The organism is Paenibacillus dokdonensis, from assembly GCF_004916975.1.
Classification (GTDB): Bacteria; Bacillota; Bacilli; order Paenibacillales; family Paenibacillaceae; genus Paenibacillus_AQ; species Paenibacillus_AQ dokdonensis.
The window spans coordinates 41,909-62,475 of sequence record NZ_STGQ01000002.1; the positions used below are offsets into that span (position 1 = coordinate 41,909).

General features: G+C 50.2%; 12 protein-coding genes, 1 pseudogene and 1 riboswitch. Of the genes and pseudogenes, 1 reads left to right on the top strand and 12 read right to left on the bottom strand.

Annotated elements, in window-relative coordinates; translation table 11 throughout:
• Positions 1-106 precede the first annotated feature (106 nt).
• The 10 genes from E6W40_RS18385 to E6W40_RS18425 form a co-directional block, all read right to left on the bottom strand.
• Positions 107-6,976 carry a non-ribosomal peptide synthetase gene (locus E6W40_RS18385; protein ID WP_136607099.1) on the bottom strand — a complete coding sequence of 2,290 codons (6,870 nt, stop codon included), beginning with the start codon at positions 6,974-6,976 and terminating at the stop codon, positions 107-109.
• A gap of 101 nt (positions 6,977-7,077) precedes the next feature.
• Positions 7,078-7,165: riboswitch (cyclic di-GMP riboswitch) on the bottom strand.
• A 187-nt stretch (positions 7,166-7,352) separates the two neighbouring features.
• The gene (locus tag E6W40_RS18390; RefSeq protein WP_168928976.1) at positions 7,353-8,075 is read right to left on the bottom strand and encodes a 4'-phosphopantetheinyl transferase family protein; all 723 of its coding nucleotides are present in this window, start codon (positions 8,073-8,075) and stop codon (positions 7,353-7,355) included.
• Positions 8,076-8,106: 31 nt separating this feature from the next.
• On the bottom strand, positions 8,107-8,262 hold the full coding sequence (locus tag E6W40_RS29555) for a hypothetical protein (protein ID WP_168928977.1): 156 nt from the start codon (positions 8,260-8,262) through the stop codon (positions 8,107-8,109).
• A gap of 99 nt (positions 8,263-8,361) precedes the next feature.
• The gene (locus E6W40_RS18395) at positions 8,362-9,888 is read right to left on the bottom strand and encodes an MDR family MFS transporter (RefSeq protein ID WP_136607101.1); all 1,527 of its coding nucleotides are present in this window, start codon (positions 9,886-9,888) and stop codon (positions 8,362-8,364) included.
• 24 nt (positions 9,889-9,912) lie between these two features.
• A complete protein-coding gene (locus E6W40_RS18400) occupies positions 9,913-10,656 on the bottom strand; it encodes a cytoplasmic protein (RefSeq protein ID WP_136607102.1) in 744 nt (247 codons plus the stop codon).
• Positions 10,657-10,690: 34 nt separating this feature from the next.
• Complete coding sequence (locus tag E6W40_RS18405; protein WP_136607103.1) at positions 10,691-11,410, bottom strand: bactofilin; 720 nt, start codon at positions 11,408-11,410, stop codon at positions 10,691-10,693.
• A gap of 3 nt (positions 11,411-11,413) precedes the next feature.
• Entirely contained in the window at positions 11,414-12,052 is a 639-nt protein-coding gene (locus E6W40_RS18410) for a YhbD family protein (RefSeq protein ID WP_136607104.1), read from the bottom strand.
• Positions 12,053-12,261: 209 nt separating this feature from the next.
• Positions 12,262-14,706 (bottom strand): glycoside hydrolase family 38 N-terminal domain-containing protein, encoded by a 2,445-nt coding sequence (locus E6W40_RS18415; protein ID WP_136607105.1) that lies wholly within the window; start codon positions 14,704-14,706, stop codon positions 12,262-12,264.
• A gap of 45 nt (positions 14,707-14,751) precedes the next feature.
• Positions 14,752-15,672, bottom strand: coding sequence for an ROK family protein (locus E6W40_RS18420; protein WP_136607106.1), 921 nt, complete (start codon positions 15,670-15,672; stop codon positions 14,752-14,754).
• Positions 15,665-17,464 (bottom strand): class I mannose-6-phosphate isomerase, encoded by a 1,800-nt coding sequence (locus tag E6W40_RS18425; protein ID WP_136607107.1) that lies wholly within the window; start codon positions 17,462-17,464, stop codon positions 15,665-15,667. The genes E6W40_RS18420 and E6W40_RS18425 overlap by 8 nt, the downstream gene beginning before the upstream one ends.
• A gap of 209 nt (positions 17,465-17,673) precedes the next feature.
• Here E6W40_RS18425 and E6W40_RS18430 point away from each other — a divergent pair, with 209 nt between their 5' ends.
• On the top strand, positions 17,674-18,597 hold the full coding sequence (locus tag E6W40_RS18430; RefSeq protein ID WP_136607108.1) for a helix-turn-helix transcriptional regulator: 924 nt from the start codon (positions 17,674-17,676) through the stop codon (positions 18,595-18,597).
• A gap of 128 nt (positions 18,598-18,725) precedes the next feature.
• Here E6W40_RS18430 and E6W40_RS18435 read toward each other — a convergent pair whose 3' ends face one another.
• Together E6W40_RS18435 and E6W40_RS18440 are read right to left on the bottom strand one after the other, a co-directional pair.
• Positions 18,726-19,688, bottom strand: coding sequence for a D-2-hydroxyacid dehydrogenase family protein (locus tag E6W40_RS18435; protein WP_246073099.1), 963 nt, complete (start codon positions 19,686-19,688; stop codon positions 18,726-18,728).
• Positions 19,689-19,777: 89 nt separating this feature from the next.
• Positions 19,778-20,561: pseudogene (locus E6W40_RS18440) on the bottom strand (class I SAM-dependent methyltransferase).
• Between the last annotated feature and the right edge of the window lie 6 nt (positions 20,562-20,567).

Sequence of the window (20,567 nt, forward strand, 5' to 3'; positions counted from 1 at the left end):
TTATTTCCCCTATCTGTAATTAGAATATATTGGTTTAGCAAAAGGATAAGCAAAAAAGAAAGATTTGTAAAGAATTATTTACCGAATTATGTAGAAATATGTCGAATTACATAAATCCTTCTTCTTTACAATGTTCAAACATTTGCTCTATCATCTCTTGGTTTAGCGGAGACCAATCAAAACCAAGCCGTGACAATAGAAGCGTTGTTTTGGAAGAAAAAACCTTGAAATACGTAGTGAAAATTGTTTCTTCCATCCATCCGTAATGCAGCATGATCTGTTCGATCACATGCTTGAAATTCTCGTCGTCATAATGCTCATGAAGATAATCGACAAATTTGTCGAATGATAGCAATTCAACGGATATATCTAATGGGTTGTCCTGCAGCACAGCACCGACATTGGCTTCATGCGGATTGGCTATATGGAACACTTCATTATGGCAAGCCACGCAATCGGCAAGCAGCAGGATCGCTTTGCTCGTTTGGTCGACATAGGTAAAATCAATGTCATTGTCCTCGCCCGGCACGGTCCCGAGCTCAAGGAATGACTTCAACGTAGTATAGAACGCATTATCCGCAATATTTTCCTGGAACCGGCCCGTTTGGGAGTGGAAAACGATATTGCCAAGGCGGTATATGTTGGTGATGACTCCCTTGTCCCGCGCAGCCAATACGAGACGCTCCGCCTCAAACTTGGTCTTGGCATAATAATTCTCAAACTGCTGTCCCAGATCGAGATCATATTCCGTAAAGCAGACATGCCGCTCCCCTTCCACGACTCCTGTCGCCACACCTAGCGTAGACATATGATGCATATGCTTCGACTTGCCTTCTGCGGCAAAATCAAGCAGGTTCGCTGTCGCCTTCACGTTCTGCAGCTCGAAATCAGCATAGCTTCCGTAGTGCTTCACATTCGCTGCCGCATGAAATACAGCATCTATGCGCTGCAGCAATTCCTGATACCGATGATCTGTGAGACCCAGGCGATCCTTGGTAATGTCGCCTGCATACACGTGGATACGGTCTTCATATCTCTCAAACCAGTCCGGACCGAAGTAATAAGCGTATTTTTGTCTCAAACGCTCTTCCGCTTCATGATCTGATCCGGCGCGGACGATCACATGTACGCTCCAATCCTTGCTGCTTATCGCTTCGTAGAGCAAATGAGCACCCAGATAGCCCGTAGCTCCCGTGAGAAGCACATTCTGGTAGCCGTTCATAGCTATGACATCCAAGGAGCCATAGGACTGGTTCCGGCTCACATAGCTTGCTTCTTCCTTAGAAAAATCGATGCTTTTCAAACCAGCATACAGCTGCTTGACCTGTTCCAGCCGGGTGTGCAGATGATTGGTTTTCGGTTTGATTTTGTTCGCCAGTGCCGCAACGGTCTGGTATTCGAAAATATCGTTCATGCCAATTTCGAATTGCTTCTGCAGCCTTGCCACGACGATGGTCGCTTTCAACGAGTGTCCGCCAAGTTCAAAGAAATTGTCCTGAACGCCGATTTTGTCCACCTGCAGTACAGCCTGCCAAACATCAGCAACCGCTTGTTCTATATCGGTTCGCGGAGCCACATAATCTTTGCTCCGCGCTCGTGATGCATCCGGCTCCGGAAGAGCTTTGCGGTCTATTTTCCCGTTAGGCGTCAGCGGCATCTCCGGAAGCTGCATGAAATAAGAGGGAATCATATAATCCGGCAATTGCTTGCCTATATGCTCTCTCAGCTCCCCGATTCCCAGCTCGTCGCCTGCTGTGAAATAAGCGCATAAGTAGTGCCCGCCTTTGCCGTCCTCTTTGGCAACGACGATGGCTTCCGACACAGCCGGCTGATTCAGCAGGCAATTCTCAACCTCACCCAGCTCAATACGGAAGCCGCGAATCTTGACCTGATGATCCAGCCGACCCAAGAACTCGATCGTTCCTTCCTTCGTCCATCTTGCCAAATCGCCCGTTTTGTACATACGGTCGCCTTGGATGAACGGGCTTCGCACGTAACGTTCCTGCGTCATCTCTTCGTTGTTGTAATATCCCCGGCCAACGTTATGCCCGGCAATATACAGTTCTCCGGCTACACCAACCGGCTGCGGCTGCAGATCATCGTTCACGATATAAATCTGGGTGTTGGCGATTGGCTTCCCGATTGGCGGCAGCTCCGGAATAAATCCGGATGGATCAATCGTGTGCGTCGTTACGACATGCGTTTCCGACGGCCCGTAATGGTTATGCAAATACACACCGTACCGCGTAAGATGCGCGCGGAATTTTTCTGGAACGATCAGCTGTTCCCCAGCCGTAATCACATGCTTTACGGATGATGGAAAACGGTCAGCATATTCTTTTTCATTCAAAATGAATTTCAGGAACGAGACCGGCATGAACAAAATTTGAATGTCCATACGTTCGATATGGGTCAACAGATCTCCAACGTTCATCCGCAAATCACTTGGAATCATATGCAGTGTGCCGCCGGCAGCGAGTGTCGACCATATCTCCTGTGAGCAGACATCGAAGCTGATTGTGGTGAATTGAAGCACATTACCGCTATAATCAACGTTCGTCTCACTGTATTCATAATGGAGCAGGTTCACGATATTCCGGTGCTCGATCATGACTCCCTTCGGTTTGCCCGTTGTACCCGATGTATAAATAACATACAGCAGGTCAGCAGGTCCGTTCACATGAGACAGGTTATCCGTGAAGCTGCTGTAGGCCTCTTCCTTATCGATAAGCAGCGTTTCACCTGCAAATACGACGTTGCCCGCAAGATGGGTCTGCGTCAGCAGCAGCGTGGTATGGCTGTTTTCCAGCATGTAGACAATGCGGTCCTGCGGATACTCAGGGTCGATTGGAACATAAGCACCACCTGCCTTCAAAATGGCCAATAGCCCGATGATCATCTCAAACGAGCGGTCAACCATCAGTCCGACAACCTGATCCGGCTTTACCCCTTTTGATCGGAGTGTGTATGCAAGCTGGTTCGCCCGTTCATTTAATTCGCGGTAGTCCATTGCAAGGTCGCCAAAGACGAGCGCAGCCTTGTCTGGCGTAAGTCGAACCTGTTCCTCGAACAGACCGTGAATCGTCATCTGGTCCGCATAAGCCGAGGCAGTAGCATTCAGTGTATTGACGACGAAGTCATCTTCTTCGGCGCTCAGCATTTCAAGTTCACACAGCATCTTGCCCGGATGAATCATCGCATCAGAGAGCATGCGTAGAATCCGGCTGCCAAACGCTTCAATCGTCTGGCGCTCGAACAGATCCGTACAATATTGCAAATCAATACGGATACCGTCCTCTTCCTCTGTTACGTCTACCATCAGATCGTACTTGGAGATCGGATGGATATATGGATAATACGAAGCGTCTGTCCCCTCAAGCTGAAGCTCGAGCTTGCCTGTATTTTGCATGACAAACAAAGTATCAAACAGCAGGTTACGACTTGGATCACGCGGGATATTCAGGGAACGGACAAGCTCCTCCAATTCGTAATCCTGATGCTCGAACGTATCCAGCAATGCAGCCTTCACTTCCTGCAGCAGTTGAGCAAACGGTTTGCGTTTCTCCGGATAGCAGCGTACAGGCATGGTATTGACGAACATACCGATAATGGACTGCACTTCTTCGTGCATCCTACCCGCAAGCGGAACGCCTGTAATGACATCCTCTTGATTCGTGTAGCGGGATAGCAGCGCGTGGTAACCAGCGAATAACACCATAAACGGCGTTGTCGCCGTAGTAACAGCAAATGTTTTCAGCTGCTCGGCAGCGCCTGCGTCAAGCCGCAAGGTCACCGTCTCGCCTTGAAAGCTTTGCTTGGCGGGACGTTCCAGATCCGTCGGAAGCTGCAATATCGGTAGCTCACCTGATAAAGTTTTCTCCCAGTAGGCCCTTTGCTCTTCGCTGCTGCTTTCCGCAGTTTCCGACTGCCAAACGGCAAAATCAGCAAAACCGATCGGCAGCTCCTCCAAAGTATCCCCGCGATACAGCCTCGACAGCTCATTGAAAAAGACATTAGCCGATACCCCGTCTACAGCAATATGATGGAAATCAACCAGCAGTACGGAGCTATTCCCAGATCCACACCGAATGAGACATGCTCTGAGCAGCGGTGCTTTCGTGAGGTCGAAAGGCAGGATAAGCGAGTGGAGCAGCTCACGCAATCCTTCCTCCGGTGCCGCAATCACGTTCAGCTCAAACGTAACCTGACTGTGGATCCGCTGCATGATCTCGTCGTTCTCCCAGTGGAATGACATGCGGAACACATCATGTCTTTCGATCATTGAACGAAACGCCTGTTCAAGACGCGGCACGTCCACTGAGCCTTCAATACGGAAGGCAAATGGTGCATTGTAAGCCGTACCGATCTGATCCATTTGTTCGATAAAATATAGTCTCCGCTGGGCTGAAGCAACCGGATAATGTTCCTGGACAGGTCTTCTCACCATTTTAGCGGTATCTGCCGGCTGAAGCTCGGCTGTTACAGCCAGTTGGCCTTCGGATGGCTGATTCTGTGCGGCTTGTTCAATCCACTCGGCTTGCTCGCGAACGGTTGCGCGTCCGAACAAAACGGTAACCGGAACGGAAACGCCAAAACGCCGCTGCAGCTTGGTTTGCAAAATGACAATCTTCAGTGAGTCTCCGCCTGCCATAAAAAACGATTCACAAGCATCGATACGATTCAATCCAAGCACTTCTTCCCACAGTGATGCGACTCCCTCTTCACAAACGCCTACCGGAGCCTCGTAATTCTGCTCATCATACGAAGCTGCCGCAGGAGCAGGCAATGCCCGCCGATCCACTTTGCCGTTGGCAGTCAGCGGAAGCTCCATCAGCTCCATCAGCTTAGCCGGCACCATGTAATCCGGTAAGTTCTCCGACAAAAACGCACTCATTTCATCATAGGAAAACGGTTCGTCTGCAACCACATAGGCACATAAGTATTTCGCACCTGAGGCGTCGTCAAGATCAACGACAATGACTTCAGAGACATGGGGATGCTGCAGCAGCCGGTGTTCAATCTCACCGATTTCGATCCGGAACCCGCGGATCTTCACCTGATGATCGATCCGTCCGAGGAACTCGATGACACCATCCTCTGTCCATCTCGCCAAGTCGCCCGTCCGGTACATCCGTCCACCACCAGCTAACGCAGTGACAATAAACTTCTCATTGGTTAACTCCGGTTGATTCAAGTAACCGCGTGCGAGCCCCTGACCGGCAATACATAATTCTCCGGCAATGCCGATAGGCTGCGGAAGGCTGTAAGCATCTACAATGTGTACCTGGGAGTTATCAATCGGATATCCGATGGGGATGTTCTCCTCCAGCTTCGTGACTCTGTAGGCGGTCGTGACAACGGTGTTCTCCGTGGGACCGTAGCAATTATACAGCTCGTAATTTTGCTTGCTGAACGTCTTCAGCTTGTCCCCGCCTGTAAGAAGGATTCGCAGTGACGGATTATCCAACGTCATGAAGTGCTCACAAAATTGCGTTGGCAAAAAGCTTATTGTAATGTCGTTCTGAATGAAATACGCATGTAATTGCCCGGAATCAAGCCGGATCTCTTCTGGAATTACATATATGGATGCGCCAGAAACAAGGTACGGGAACATTTCCCACACCGATGCGTCAAAACCGAAGCCCGCGTATTTCGTGGACCGGTCTTGGTCAGTCACTTTGAATTCTTTGATGTGCCAGGCACATAGATTGACGAGCGTACGATGCTCGACCATCACGCCTTTCGGCCGTCCGGTCGATCCTGAAGTATATATAATATAGGCCAGATCATTCGCTTTTGGAGCTTCAAGAGCATGCGGATTACCGAATTGCTCTCCTTCCTCTTGTGCTTCGTTATGATTCCCGGAGGCCAAAGCCTGGGCTGCACAAATGGTTTCTCCTTTAAAACGGATCTTCCCATCAAGTTTTACGTTAGGCTCCGTTACAAGCAGCTTCGTGCCGCTGTCTTCGAGCATGTAAAGAATACGATCCGCCGGATAAGCCGGATCGATCGGTAAATAAGCAGCACCCGTCTTCAATATCGCTAAAGTACCCACGATCATCTCAATCGAAGGGGTTGCGATGATGCCGACGATACGTTCCGGGCCGGCACCTTTACGAGCCAATACACGGGCGAGCCTATCTGCCTTGTCATTCAGTTCGCGGAAAGTCAAAGATTCCTCTTTATATACGACCGCAGTATGATTTGGCGTCTTTTCCGCCTGTTCCTCAAACATCCCGTGAATCGTGCGGTCCAGATCAAAAGGTTCTTCCGTAAGGTTCCAAGCCGACAGCAAATCCTCCTCTTCCCGAGAGAGCAGGCTGATCTCACTGATCATGGCCCCCGGAACGGTCAGGCATTCCGTCATGATTTTTTGCAAATGCATACACATGCGGCGGATAAAATCGCTCGAAAAGATATCATTCGCATACAAAACTTCAAGCCCGCTTCCGTCTTTCCCGTGATACGAAACGGATACATCGAACTTGCCCTGCAGTTCTTCACGCGCAAATTCATTGCCTGTCCAGATTGCCGTATTGCATATAGGTAATGACCCTTCAAGTCCGCATATATCAGAAATCTCTTGCAAATTCACAGATTTGAGCTTGTGTCCAGCTACGGCGGAGGCTGTTTGCTGCAGCAGCAGCTTGAGTGTTGTCTCCCCCTTCGCCGTCATGATCAACGGATACGCCTCTTCAGAGGAATCGATCATAGCAAAGGCAATTTCTTCTCTTCTTAAATATTTAATGAGCAGTATGCTCCAGGCAGCACTGAGCAGCGTGTCCGGAGCAATCCGCGCCGATTCGCATCCCTTTTGAATCCTCCGCTGAAATTCCTGCGACCATGTATAAACAAATTTTTGCAGCGGGAAGGGCGTTTTACCGGAATGACTGCGCAGTATCGTGCGTTCTTCCAGTTGTTCGATATACGATTTCCATTCCCCTAAATTAGACTTTTCCGTTGTTAACACCGACATTCTTCATCTTTCCTTTGCATGTTCATAGTTGCTAAAAAGGCTGAAAAAACAAAAAAACCCTACTTGCCGAGAGTAGAGTTAGTTCAATAACGAATACATCATCCGGCAGCTGGCTGGCATTGCGATAATCGCTTTTAGCCCCTTTAGCTTTGTGTCCCTCTCTTTCGAGGAGGTTTACTACTTTAAGTTTTCATAGTGCAGTGGTTATAGTATCCAGCGACATTGTCATACTTATCCAAATCTATTACTAATATATACCATAATCACGCTTAAAGTACAGGTATGTTTATACCATGTAGCAGAAATAAAAGTGTCTATATCCCTAAATATTGAGAGCCATCACGGGATATCAGGACTATGAACATTGCGTGAATTTTTACATCTCTCTGTCTATTAATTCCATAAAACGGCTTATAATCTCAGCCAAGGTATATTTTTGGAAATCTATGTATCTATCTTCAATGGACAGGCAGGCAGCTAGTTTATAATCGATGGCGAACGATATGGATCTTACATACAACTCTGGGTCGATAACTCCTTGGTGTGATATGTAATTCTCATCCCCTGTTTTTACCTTTTCAAAAGAGGAAAAATCAAGGGAGAGCCCCTTTCCGATCGCCTTGACGTAGCTTTCTTTCAACGTCCACAGTTCATAGAAGAATTCATTCCTTAGATGTCCCGGCTGCTCATTCCATTCGGCAAGCTCTTTCGGTGAAAAGCAAAGCTGAGCAACTTCTGGTTCTGCCTCCCCCACCTTCTCTATATCCACACCGATCGGTCCCTCTGCGCTGACAGCACAAACCACCCAATCCATTGCATGTGATACGTTAAAGTGAAAGTCCGGAAATCCCTTCAGGGATGGTTTACCGAAACCATCCCTGAGAAAATCCGCTTCACGCAGCTCAATTCCGTTTATTTCACAAGCAATAATCCGCTTTAGAACAGCCGAAGCCATCTCACGTCTTGCATCTTGTTCCAGCCTGTACTTGGCGACTTTATTCCTGACATCGTACGGTAAATACTCAAGCACCTGTCTGAATGTCTGCTCATCATGTCCATGTTGCAAATTCACAGTATAAATCGTTGCTATTGAAGTCACCCTCTTGGTCATTAAATGATAGCGGTCATGATTAAGGAATCAATTGGAGCCGGCGGGCCTGTTCCTCTGTTAAAATATACTCCTCGCTTGGCCAAACTTCATCCTCACCATCCACGCCGAACATTTTCATCACATCAGACCAGATTCCTTTTTCCACTGCTTCTTCTTGGGTAATGATCACTTTCATGAATATCAGCCTCCCTGATTCGCTACTTATTCAGCATTACCCTAAAAAATGTCTTCTGATGCGTATATGCTCTTCGAATATAAGATTTCTTGCTCCCCGTTACGCTTGGCTTTTCGTCTGTGCAGCCGAAGGACCTTTGGAGAACTGCATGCGGCCAGTTCCCATCATGGATACCGACACGAGAGCAAAGAACACCGGAATAAGCGCCCAGAAAAAAGCGTGATCCACCGAAATTGACAGCGCCGCGCTAATCTTTTCCATCACCTGCGGCGGGATGAGCGCCCTTGTCTCTGGTGACAACAGCTGCTGCGGATCCGCATTGGCAGGCATACTTTGACCTGCTCCGCCCAGCTTTTCCGTCAATTGGCCTTTGAAGTCATTGCGCTGAATGATTCCGAAGATCGTAATTCCCACGGTCATCCCTAACGAACGCAGGAAGGAAATCGTCGAGTTCGCGGATCCGCGCTGTCGCAGCTCCATGCCCTGAATGGCTGACATACTCAGTACGGAGAAGGAGAACCCGATGCCAAAACCGGTAATCATCATGTAAAAGGAAAGGACAAGCCTTGAAGTCTCAGGCGTGATTGTGGTCAGCAGAAACATGCCCAGCAGAAATACCGTGGCAGAGAAGATCATGATCCTGCGGAACGTCATTTTGGAGGAGAGCATGCCGCCCACCTGTGAAGCTACAACCGAACTAAGCGTAAGCGGAAGTAGTATTAGTCCGGAGTTAGTTGCACTACCACCCATAACGCCCTGCACGAATATCGGAATGTATACCGCTGCCGTGATGAACGCTGCACCATAGAACAGGGCGGCTGCGCTGCTGGCGGCGAATAATCTTTTACGGAACATTTCATAGGATATAATCGGCTCCGCCGCCTTGCGCTCGACAAGCAGGAAGATGATGAACAGCAGCGCAAAGGCCGCAAACAATCCGAGAATAACGACGGAATCCCAAGCGTATTTACTGCCGCCGAGCTCCAGCGCGAACATCAGGCTGACTACGGCACCCACTAATGTGGACGCACCCCAAATGTCGATTTTCTGACGGGAATGCTCATGGGATTCTCGGTAAAACAATACAACGAGCAGAAATGCGATAATACCAAGCGGCACATTAATGTAGAATATCCAGCGCCAATGCCAATAATCAGTAATATAGGCACCCATCAGCGGGCCGAACAGGTTCGCTACACCAAATACCGCTCCGAACATACCTGACATCTTGCCCCGGAGCTCCGGTGGAAATATGTCAAAAATGATCGTGAAGGTGATCGGAATCAGTGCGCCGCCTCCGATACCCTGAATAGCACGATAGATGCTAAGCTCGGTGATGCTGTGTGCCGTACCGCAGAGCATGGAACCGATCAGGAACATGACCACGCCAAATATAAAAAACTTCTTTCTCCCATACATATCGGACAGCTTTCCAAAAATCGGCATTCCCGCCATTTCGGCAACCATATAAGCGGAGGTCACCCACACAAACTGGTCGAGTCCTCCCAAATCTCCGATAATCGTCCCCATTGCCGTCGCCACAATCGTGTTGTCGATGGCCGCGATCAGAATGCCCAGCAGAAGCCCTGCAACAATGAATCCCAATCTATTCTTTTTTACAGCCATGGTCCTCTCCAATCCTCCTTATCTTTAAGGCCTAATTTTCTCCGATTGCGAAACCGATGATCCGCTGTCCTGCTTGAATTCATCCTTATATTCAACAAGGCCGATCCGGCATCCGCTGCCAATCGTCACGTTTCTGCCGCGGACAACGGCTGCGTTGGTATGTTCCAGCTCGATGGTATCTCCTTCGATGACCTCCGCTGTTAGCGAGCCTTCTGCGCCTGGCACTAATTTGCCGATCAGCGGTAGACTCATACTCTTCTTCACCATGATGCGGCTCCCAACCAGCTCGCGCAAACGGCTCGGTCCGTACAGCTTTATATCCACCTGCTCCGCGTTCAGCATGCCATTGACTTCGAGCGTTCCCCTGACCAGTAATTCTTCCATTTGGCAATCAGCATTAACCCGCAGTTCACCATTGATTTTGGCTTTCTCTGCCGACATCCGCCCGCCGACAGCCAACTCTCCGCTAATAGATATTAGCCCAGAGGAAAGATCCTTTCCTATCTTCAATTCTCCTTGCACCTTTACACTTCCGCCATTCATTTTTTCTGAAACACTCAGCGCTCCGTTGCTGGAGGAACTACCGGCAATGAGCGATCCATTCACCTTCGAGCTGCCCATACATTTGAACATTTCGCAATCCGTATCGCCGTTGATTACTGCATCGCCCATGATCCTGATATTATTGAAAGAACCGCCGTTTGAACTGCCGCTACCCGTTACTTTCATGTCGCCGCGGCTTCCTTTTGAGTACCCGTTTGTCACCATATGCTTCTTTCCTCCTTTTTAGACACTGATGAAACTATATTTGATGAACGGCTCCGATGCTTGCATCGTCATCCCGAAGAAGTTGATTTTTGTACTCCACGCGTCCGATTTTACAACCCCTGCCGATCCTTATATCATTGCCCCGGACAATTTCCGCTTCCGTATACTCCAAATTGATTTCATCGCCTTCAATGGTATGTGCCTGCAGCTTGGCGGAGAGGACGGGTACGAACTGCTCGATGACGCTGAATTTTTTCAGCCGTCTGACGGTAATGTTCTCTCCCCCTATTTCCTGCACTCTGCATGGCATGTTCAGCTTGATGTCGATCAGACCGGCATTCAGCAGTCCGTCGATACTGAATCCGCCATGAACGGACAACACCTCGCACTGCACATCCTTTCTCGTCTTCAAGCTGCCGAATATCTCAACCTTTTCTCCGTCCAGCCCTCTGCCAATGGATAAGCGGCCGTTAACGGTCAGCAGTTCATTACAAACCGCATGCTCCTTAACCGTCAACACCCCGTCAAGGGTCATCCGGTTTGTGTTCAGCCCGCCTTCCACCTTCGCCGTTCCATTGATCGATACAGACTCGCTTTGAAGCGCGCCATCGATCGTCATGGTCCCGTTGCTGTCGAGCGAAATACAGTCCGTATCCCCATTGATTTTTGACATCCCATCAAGCCTAACATGCGAATAGCTGCCACCTTGCGAACGTCCAATGCCGGACATTTGCAGATCTGATCTCGTATCCATTTGTCATGCCTCCGTTTCATTGATCTTTAGTTTTAATTCTTCCATTGAAGCGGCCAGGGGCAGCCGTAGAATCCATTTTACATCCTTGTCAAAATAAATCTGCTCCGCCGATTCAGCCAGAAGTAACAGGGGAACTCCCATTTTACGGATTAACACCAGCTCGCAGGGTTTTGCCGCCAATGTGCCATAATGTTCCCGCATGACGGTGATCAGCATTTTGCCTTCTTCCCGGGTCATTTCACCGCTTTGCAGCAGTTTCTGCAGTACATAGACCGTCAGGATGTCATTAAAGGATAACGTCTCCTGGCTTCCACATTCCTCTTCAAACAACCCCATCGCCAAAACCGTAACAATGTTTCGTTCGACAAGATTTTCAGGTGACAAAGATTGTATATTCGAGCTTGGTGAAAACACATCCGCCAGCTCATCCAGGGACAACCCATCCTTCATGTTCTTGATTCGTTCAATACGCTGCAATATTTTATCCTTTGGAAAAAAGGTTTCCTGTCCTGTAAAGGAAGACTTACGGACAAACCACTCTTCAGGAATGAGATTCTTGCGTTTCCAGCGGTACAGCTGTCCGTAGGAGATACCTGTCAGCTCCAGCAATTCTTTCTTCGAAATGAGATCCTCTTCGTTCATGACACCGCCTCCTCGAAAACTAATGTAACATAACATTGTTACGTTGTAAATAAGAAACACCCACTTATTTTTCTATTTTATGGAATTGTTATCCATCGGGGGGAGGTCGTAAAGAATACCCAAAAACCACCGCTCAACATGAAGGGTGGTTTTTCGTGGTATTCCAGCAAAATCAGCATAGGTATGCTTTTTACGAATGAAATGATGCGTCAGCTAATGCGCCAAACCGTGAACCCGGAGCTCATCGCCTGACATTGTCCGATTGCTTGCTGCGCTGTACGAATGCCCTCGCTCCATTGAACGACGTAACGGAATTCGTAGAATCCGCCTAGCGTCGCTTTAAAATTCGTTTCCCAGTAGTTGCTCATGGCCCAGACATATACATGGCGTTCCGTCTCTTCGTCTTGTTGGGTATGGAGCAGTCGTTTTCCGTATTCCAAGGATCCTAAATGAATAAGCGGCGTATCCGGCGTAGCTACCATGAGGGAACCGTTTGTTCCTACATAGGCCAACCCTTCTTGAATACAGGAATAGTCGAGCAGCGTTCCCGGCAGTTGATCAATCCACGGCCTGACCGGAGCTCCGGCCTTATCCAGCCACAATGTTTCGTCATCAGATGAACCAGACGTAAACGGCAGGGAAATATACACATTTTCGGGTTCCCAGACACTGTCTTTGTGAAACCGGACGGCTGCATCAACTCTGCTGCATGTTGCATAAAGCTTGAGGAACACAGAATAATAGCTCATTCCACGCGATTCGAATTGGAGTTCCACAACCCCGAACAATGGACCGTTTGAGACAGCCTTGGCTTTCACCAGCCGTCCTGAAGAGCGCTGTACGTTAACCCCTTTTCTGTTGCGGCCCATTCCGCTGCGCACTGCATACTGGCTGCTCGGATTAACCGAATCAACCGCTGGGGTGCGTTCATATACAGGCGTAAACGCGCCATGCTTCCAATCCTTGCGAATGAGTTCTTCTCCGGTTTCTTTGTTGACCCAGGATACGATCCCCTCTTCGCTCCAGTGAATCTTCACATAAGGTGTTTCGGCAGTATGCTCCGAAATCGAAACCGCGTCCTTCTTGCTTCCGGATGGATATATATCCTCTATATCATAAACCGTATCTGCCCCGACCAGCTTGAGATTACTCGTCGTGTTTGCCTTCGCTGCTTGCACAGGCCGAAGAATATACTGCTTCTGCTCCCCGGGCTTCAGCTCCGCTTCAATCGTAACGCTCTGATTACCTGCTTGATGCGGAACCGCCTGTCCGCTGTCCTCGTCGATAACCTCCAGCCCGTCCTTGAACCGTTCATTCTCGAAGCCATCCCATTCGAGCATGGCGAATTGCCTGGATGCATGCAGCTCCGCATTAACCACGCGGTAGCGGAAAGCCCGTCCGGGACGCAGCAGTGATCCGCCTTGTTCGTTTCTTACTTTGTCCAAAGCACTGTGCGCCAACCGGCTTGCGTTGGCTGCATAAGCCAGCTTGCGTACTTCAAGCATTTGCACGTTCCAGTCCCAAGGAGTATGGATCGAGGCATGGAATCCCCATGTATGCTCCGCATACATCACAAGCTGCTGCTCGATGTCCGACAGCTCCTGCGGGCTGATGATCTGCTGCTGCGGATCCAGCCGTTTGACCTTCCGCAGCGTACGCTGGGCATCCTTGAAGATCTGTGTATGCATCGGCGTAGAGGTTACTCCATCCGACCACCAATCCGGCCAATCGCCGCGATGCACCGGGATGTCTATGTTCTGCTGCTTCAAGTGGCTGAAAAACCGGCTTAACGTGGACATTTCGATCTGAACCATGTCCCCATGCTCCCGGTTCCACGTCTGAATCGCCTGTGCAATATCCCCATTCGGCGAACCGTTATCCGTTGCCAGACCCGAGATCATCACCGGAACGAAGTCGTACGGATATCCCTCTTCTTCCAGCTTACGCAAATAACGCTCAATGCGCGTCGCCATGATCTCTTCGCGGTTGTTTACAATTGCCGGCGTAATGAACTCATCCCGGATCATGTAGCTGCCGACGCCATCCGGACATAGGCCCAGCTCATTGCCAAACATGTAGTGCTCCCCGTTCCATACGAGCAGTTTCTCTCCGTCCGGCGTTTCCCACCAGAATGGAGTCTGCTTGCGCCCCAGAGCAAACATGCCGTGATGCGTGTGGATGCAGGAGAACAAATGCTGAATCCCCGCATCCAGCAAGCTCTTCGCATAACCCCAGCTGTAGCCGTTAATGTCGGCTGTCATGGCAGAGTCCACGGGGCAGCCGATAGAACGTCCATAGGCGGATGCCTTGGCATGAATGGAGCGGAGCAGGTCTTCATCGGCGAGCTCCGTCATGTTGAGATACGTGCCCGATAATTCAATGTCACCTTGCCGAACCGCTTCCGCAAAGTCACTTTTCTCATCATCAGTAGCTACGCGAAGAAACTGCTCAACTGCCCAGAATGTCTCACAGGTCCATTTGAACCCTTTCCATTCATCCCGTTTTCCGGACCGCATGTCCTTGGAAATCATGACGGCTTGGCGAATAAAGTCAATGTGGTATTGTTCAATTCGCTCCTGTCTTTCCGTATAACCAATATCCGTATGCGAATGGTGAATCACAAAGATACGCCATTTACGGCTAAGTTCATTCATAAATACATCCCCCAGCATCATTTTATAAAAATGCGGCCACAATTGTTAGAAGCCCTGATCTCCTGTAAAAAGCTGACATGCTCCCCGAAGCGCACTCACCGATATATCCGATGAGATGCGGACCGGAATGTTATCCATCGAATCCGAAACGAATAGATCGGCGCTTTGAGCAATCTGCCCCCCGATGACAACGGCACCAGGTTGATAGGATCGGATTAAAGGAAGCAGCACCTCCGCCAGCCTTTCGCCAAATTTACGGAACAGCTGTACCACCTGCGATTCGCCGGAGCGTGCCCGATCCGCCAAATGCTTCACATCCTCTTCACCTGCAGCTACATTCTCAATTCCCATCTCCCTGGCAAGACGAACGATTCCTCTGCGTGAGATATAGTCGTCCATCATCCCCTCCCGGTAGGGCAAACGGTACAGCCATCCACCTTCAGGAACCCCCTTGCCCTGTTTGACCAGCTGCCCGCTGCTAACGAAGGCTGAGCCGAAGCCCGTGCCAATCGTCAGACAAATCGTTTTCTCATAACCCCGCCCGACACCAAAGGCACATTCGCCGAGAGCAAACAATGCTGCATCATTCTCGATGGCAACTTCCGGAAGAGATCTCCATCTTGCCCGCAGCTCTGGAATGCCCGCAATCCTGGCGGTCAATTCTTCTTTGAGGTTGACGCCGTACAATGCTTCAAACTTGTTCAAGCCGCGTGTCCGGCAAATCCCTCTTTCATAATCGAAAGGGCCCGGGAATCCTAACCCGACACCCCGGATCGCGTATCCGGCCGGAACCCGATTTCCCTGAACCGCGATGAGATCGGTAAAATGCCGCAGCAGCGCTTCCTTCTCTTCCCCCGAACGGGCGGGGTAGATGGCAACAGGTTCAAGGAGGCTCCCGCTGCTTTCGAAAATGCCTGCTTTAACATAAGTGCCTCCGACGTCAAAGGCCAATACGCTATCACGCATGTATGTCAACCAAGCTGATGTTCCATTTTTTCGAAACGCCTGCTTTAATCAGTTTGCATGGCATACTCCCAAGATTCACAATGGCGTACGCACCAAACGAGGCAGGAATGATGTACGACTCTGCGTAACGGAATTCGACGTAAACCGTTTCATCATCGAGCGAAACAATACGCACGCATTCCCCTTCGACCAGATTAAGCAGAACGAACTCATCATCCGTTTCATCCTCCCAGCGATCGGTCAGATGGATGCGATTGACATAAAAAAGCAAATCATCTCTTTCCCCAAGCACGTACTCCATATTGCTTCCTTGCTCATTCAGAAGTTTCGGCCCCGGAATCAGGTGATCCCGAACCCAATCTCCTTTACGCGTAAAATCAATATTTTCGAAGGCGTGCTCGATGTTCATGGGACGCGGCTTTCCATCCAAATCCTTTCGCACATAGTCGTATATTTTGAATGTAAACCACCATGTCGTCGCCGAAATTTCTAGCACGAAATTGTTTTTCCCCGAGCAGTGGACCGTCCCCGTCGGAATGAGATACAGATCTCCCTTCTCACTTGTCCATTCCTGCACATAGTCCGTAAAAGCTATCGGTTCTCCGGTGGCTTGGGACTGCTCTGCAGCTGCTTGGAACGACTCAGGCGCACAGGTCTCGGTCAATCCGAGGTATACTTTGGCGTTGCCTTGTTTTTCCATAATGTAATACGACTCCTGCTGCTCCATAAATTCATTGAATCGCTCCCGGACATAAGCCTGTTTCGGATGGACCTGACAAGAGAGGTTATCCCCATCCATCGTGTCCAAAAAGTCAAACCGGACGGGAAAATAATCGCCGAACAACTGAACGTTACGGGCGCCGATCATGTCCATATGGGCATAAGCCATCACGAGCAGGAAAGGAATTTCCACGACTTGATTCCCTTTCGATACGAGCACCGAATTTTCCGGAGCAATCGGCTCGAAGTTCCAGGCACAGTTCACCATATTATCCGGCAGGCCGGCTATTTGCTTCAGATATTGCCCACCCCATACACCCGGCATCATAAACGGCTTTACGCGCAGCGGGAACCGGGAAATGTCATCAATCACAGCCAAAAGGTCGCGTACGGTCAACATTACGGGGCAGCGCGGATCATTCATATCGACATAAATATCAAATGATTCCAATCGCTCCTTCCGATAACCTTCCATCAGCGGCCATTCCACAAAATAAGCTATTTTATATTTTTCTACCGCATCCACATTCCAGCTCAATCCGAAGTTCAACAACCCATCTTTATGGGCGATCTCCTGGTATTCCCGTGAAACGTCGAGGAACAGTGAACCCTCACAGCGGCCGTCACACAGCCATAAGGCACCCGGGCCAAAAACAATAAACAGCGTCCTGGCGCTTGCGGTTTCAACGAGCTCGTCTGCATACTCGGCAAAACTACGCTGTGCCCCATCCCTGAAATAATCGTCAATCTTCGCCTCCGATACGTAACCAAAGGCGCGATTATCGGTTATGTTCCGGTCAAAATGATGCCTCAGCTCCGTTCCGGATTTCAAATATCCATACACATCCGCAGCGGCGAAGCGAAACCCATGCTCCTCTGCGAATGGGATCAAACGCTTTAGCAGCGCCTGAAAATCTGCACCGTGCGTACCGTCTATCGCAAAGGTAACCACGTTACTGCTTGCGCCTTGCGTTTGAGAGATCACCTGCTTCAGCAATGCCTCATATCCCTGTTCCATGCCATTTTCAAGGATGGCTTTTCGAATCGGATTCAGCGGTCTTGTTTCGAACATAACATTTCAGTCCTTCCTCAGGGTAACGACGATCTTGATTTAAACAACAATCTTTCCAAACAACGCTCAACTTGTGTAACATTGTATTAAAACAGTGTGCCAATGTCTTTGCATGAACAGGTCTTCCTTTTGTAAAAAACGGACATCTGTTTTCCGCCTTTGATTCACTCCATTCAAGTCTCTGATTTATATGATGAAAGGAGATACCCATGTCATTGATCGAAGCAACCTTCCGCCGTGCCAACCAAATTTGCAACCGCCAGCTAACCAGGCTTGAAGAGAAAGACTTGAGTATTTCCATCCTATATTGGGGGTTCATGCCCACGCATTTTGATAATGCCCTGCACCGCCATTCGTTCTTTGAAGCCTGTTATGTGATCGAAGGCAGCGGCTTTTACATCGAGCACGGCATGGAATATCCGCTCCGTAAGGGAACATCCTTTTTGTCTTTGCCTGGCACTTGGCATCAAATACGCAGTGTTGCCGGACTAACCCTGGTGTATGTTGCCTTTGAAGTGGATGAAGAGCGTTCAGGGAGTCTATACATCGAGGCCTTCCGCCAGCTCCTGGAGCAAGCCCAATCGGTCATCTATGGCGCTGACGCACGTCCTGCAGGCCGTTTTTGGGAAGCGTTAATATCCGTCTTTCAAAATGAAGGGCCTGTCATGCCCGTCTTGCTGAAAAACAGCTCGATGTCCCTGCTGCTTTCGATTCTCGCACTGCATGGACCTAAACCGGCCTTTTCCCTGCAGCTTCCTACGGATGCCCTGCATGAAGAGAATATCCTTTTCCGGCAAGCCAAGCTGTTTATTAACGATAACCTGAGCAAAGAACTCACCCTGATGACCGTCGCTAATCATCTTCATATCTCTTCGCGTCACCTGACGAGACTGTTCCAAAAGCATACAAACCAAACCTTCGTTCACTATGTTCAGGAGCGAAGGGTTCAATTTGCTTCGCAGCTGCTCCTGGAAGGGGATCAGTCCATTAAAGATATCGCCTGTCAGTGCGGCTTCCAATCGGTTCACTACTTCACCCGGATCTTCACTCAGAAGCTCGGCGTATCCCCTGCCAAATTCAAACGGTCACAGTTTACCGAGGGGCGTTCAGGTAAAAACCACTTTAAGCAATGAACGCGCTGCTAACCATATACTCAACTCCGCAAATGCATATTTCTGCAGAAATACAAAAACCCCTGATCCATCAGCATTACTGACGAATCAAGGGTATGAGTCTGCCTAAAGGATCATGCAGCGGCATCTTATTCAATAGGGCCCAGCACATTTACGGGTGAGCCTTTCAGGAACGCGTCGATCGCCTCGACGATGCCGTGGAAGAGGGCGCGGTAGGATGCCTCCGTTACGTAACCGACATGCGGCGTCGCCAGCACGTTCGGCATCGCGCGGAGCGGGTCGTCAGCAGGCAGCGGCTCCTGCTCGAACACGTCCAGACCGGCTCCGGCGATTCGGCCGCTGCGCAAAGCCTCGATCAGCGCATCCCTGTCGACGATAGGCGCCCTTGAGGTGTTGATGAGGTATGCGGACGGGCGCATCAGCCCAAGCTCCCGCGCGCCGATCAGTCCTCTCGTCCGGTCTCCGAGCACAAGATGGATGGAGACGAAGTCGCTGCTCCCCAGCAGCTCGTCCTTCGACGACGCGAGCTTCACGCCGGCAGCTGTAGCTTTGTCGGCGGTCAAATTTTGGCTCCAAGCCGCGACCTCCATACCGAAGGCTTGCCCGATGCGTGCGACGTTGCTCCCGATACGTCCAAGGCCGAGCAGCCCTAACCGTTTGCCGATCAGATCGACGCCGATCGTGCTCTGCCAAGGCCCGCCACCGCGCAGCGCTTCGTTCTCCTGCACCATCTTTCTTGCGAGTCCGAGAATGAGCGCCCAGGTCAGCTCCGTCGTCCCTTCGCCGCCCCCTCGCGTCCCGCATACGACGACGCCTTGTTGCGCAGCCGCGGCCAAATCGACCGAGGCGTTGCGCATGCCTGTCGTGACCAGCAGCTTCAGACGCGGCAGCCGCCGGAACAGCGATTCCCGGAATGGCGTCCGTTCCCTCATAATGACGACAATCTCGAAATCCTCGATCGCGGCGGCCAGTTCCTCCTCGTTATCGAAGTGAGTATCGAATACGCGGAGCTCGATGCGCTCCTCGACGGCCGACCAATCCGCCATCGATAAGGCGACCCGCTGGTAATCGTCCAGTACTGCGCATTTCATTTCCATCATTTCCCCTTTCCGAGCGAATATGAATTCATCATCGCATACGGCCGTTTGTTTGCCAAGCAGGCACAGACTGTGCATGCTGCTTACTCTAGCCGGATGGCCTGAATATAGACGGATTCTCCTGGAAAGCTTGTGAGCCTGCCCTCTTCATTCGTATTGATCGAGAAAAACCGGCGTTCGTCTTCGGCAGACTGCAGCAGCTTGTTCTCCAAGGCGTCTCTCTCCCCTTGCGGAAGTCCGGCCCGCTCGCACCAATCCTGGAACTGGAACGGTTTCGGGAAGCAGACTGCCATCTCGATGCGGAATCCTGTGCTTTCGAGTAAACGAATCCACTCCGACTTCTTCCATGCCCGGACATGGCCTTGCGTCCCGGAATTTTTCGATATCATTGTAAAATTGATCCAAATGGTCCTGCTCGGGAGCCACATTGTCTATCAGCAGCAGTTTCCCTCCAGGGGTGGCAACCCGCAGTGCCTCTGCGGCAAATACCGGAATATCCGTGAAATGATGTGCGGCGATTCGGCAGGTCACCAGATCGAAGGACTCATCTTCAAAAGGCAGCTGCTCCGCATCCCCCGTTACGTAGCTTACGTTCGTATATCCATTCCCGCCGATAAAGCGTTCTGCGGCTTCCAGCATTTCACGGGTCAAGTCGTAAGCCGTCACATGCCGAACCAACGGCGCAAGCGCATTGGCCACATGCCCTCCCCCTGTCGCGATATCGAGCACATTCATATTCGCATTGGCTTTGGCACATGATACGAGCCAGGCCAGATCCTCGCCTTTGGCGTGGCGTGCGCTCGTCACGTACTTTTCCGCATTCCGGGAAAACTGCTGCTTTACCTGGTTCTTCATCGACTCTTCCATCATAGA

What these genes read in the sequence shown, in the direction of transcription:
- E6W40_RS18385 (WP_136607099.1), bottom strand. Translation starts at nt 6,976, where the DNA reads ATGTCGGTGTTAACAACGGAAAAGTCTAATTTAGGGGAATGGAAATCG.
- E6W40_RS29555 (WP_168928977.1), bottom strand. Translation starts at nt 8,262, where the DNA reads ATGAAAGTGATCATTACCCAAGAAGAAGCAGTGGAAAAAGGAATCTGG.
- E6W40_RS18395 (WP_136607101.1), bottom strand. Translation starts at nt 9,888, where the DNA reads ATGGCTGTAAAAAAGAATAGATTGGGATTCATTGTTGCAGGGCTTCTG.
- E6W40_RS18400 (WP_136607102.1), bottom strand. Translation starts at nt 10,656, where the DNA reads ATGGTGACAAACGGGTACTCAAAAGGAAGCCGCGGCGACATGAAAGTA.
- E6W40_RS18405 (WP_136607103.1), bottom strand. Translation starts at nt 11,410, where the DNA reads ATGGATACGAGATCAGATCTGCAAATGTCCGGCATTGGACGTTCGCAA.
- E6W40_RS18410 (WP_136607104.1), bottom strand. Translation starts at nt 12,052, where the DNA reads ATGAACGAAGAGGATCTCATTTCGAAGAAAGAATTGCTGGAGCTGACA.
- E6W40_RS18415 (WP_136607105.1), bottom strand. Translation starts at nt 14,706, where the DNA reads ATGAATGAACTTAGCCGTAAATGGCGTATCTTTGTGATTCACCATTCG.
- E6W40_RS18420 (WP_136607106.1), bottom strand. Translation starts at nt 15,672, where the DNA reads ATGCGTGATAGCGTATTGGCCTTTGACGTCGGAGGCACTTATGTTAAA.
- E6W40_RS18425 (WP_136607107.1), bottom strand. Translation starts at nt 17,464, where the DNA reads ATGTTCGAAACAAGACCGCTGAATCCGATTCGAAAAGCCATCCTTGAA.
- E6W40_RS18430 (WP_136607108.1), top strand. Translation starts at nt 17,674, where the DNA reads ATGTCATTGATCGAAGCAACCTTCCGCCGTGCCAACCAAATTTGCAAC.
- E6W40_RS18435 (WP_246073099.1), bottom strand. Translation starts at nt 19,688, where the DNA reads ATGAAATGCGCAGTACTGGACGATTACCAGCGGGTCGCCTTATCGATG.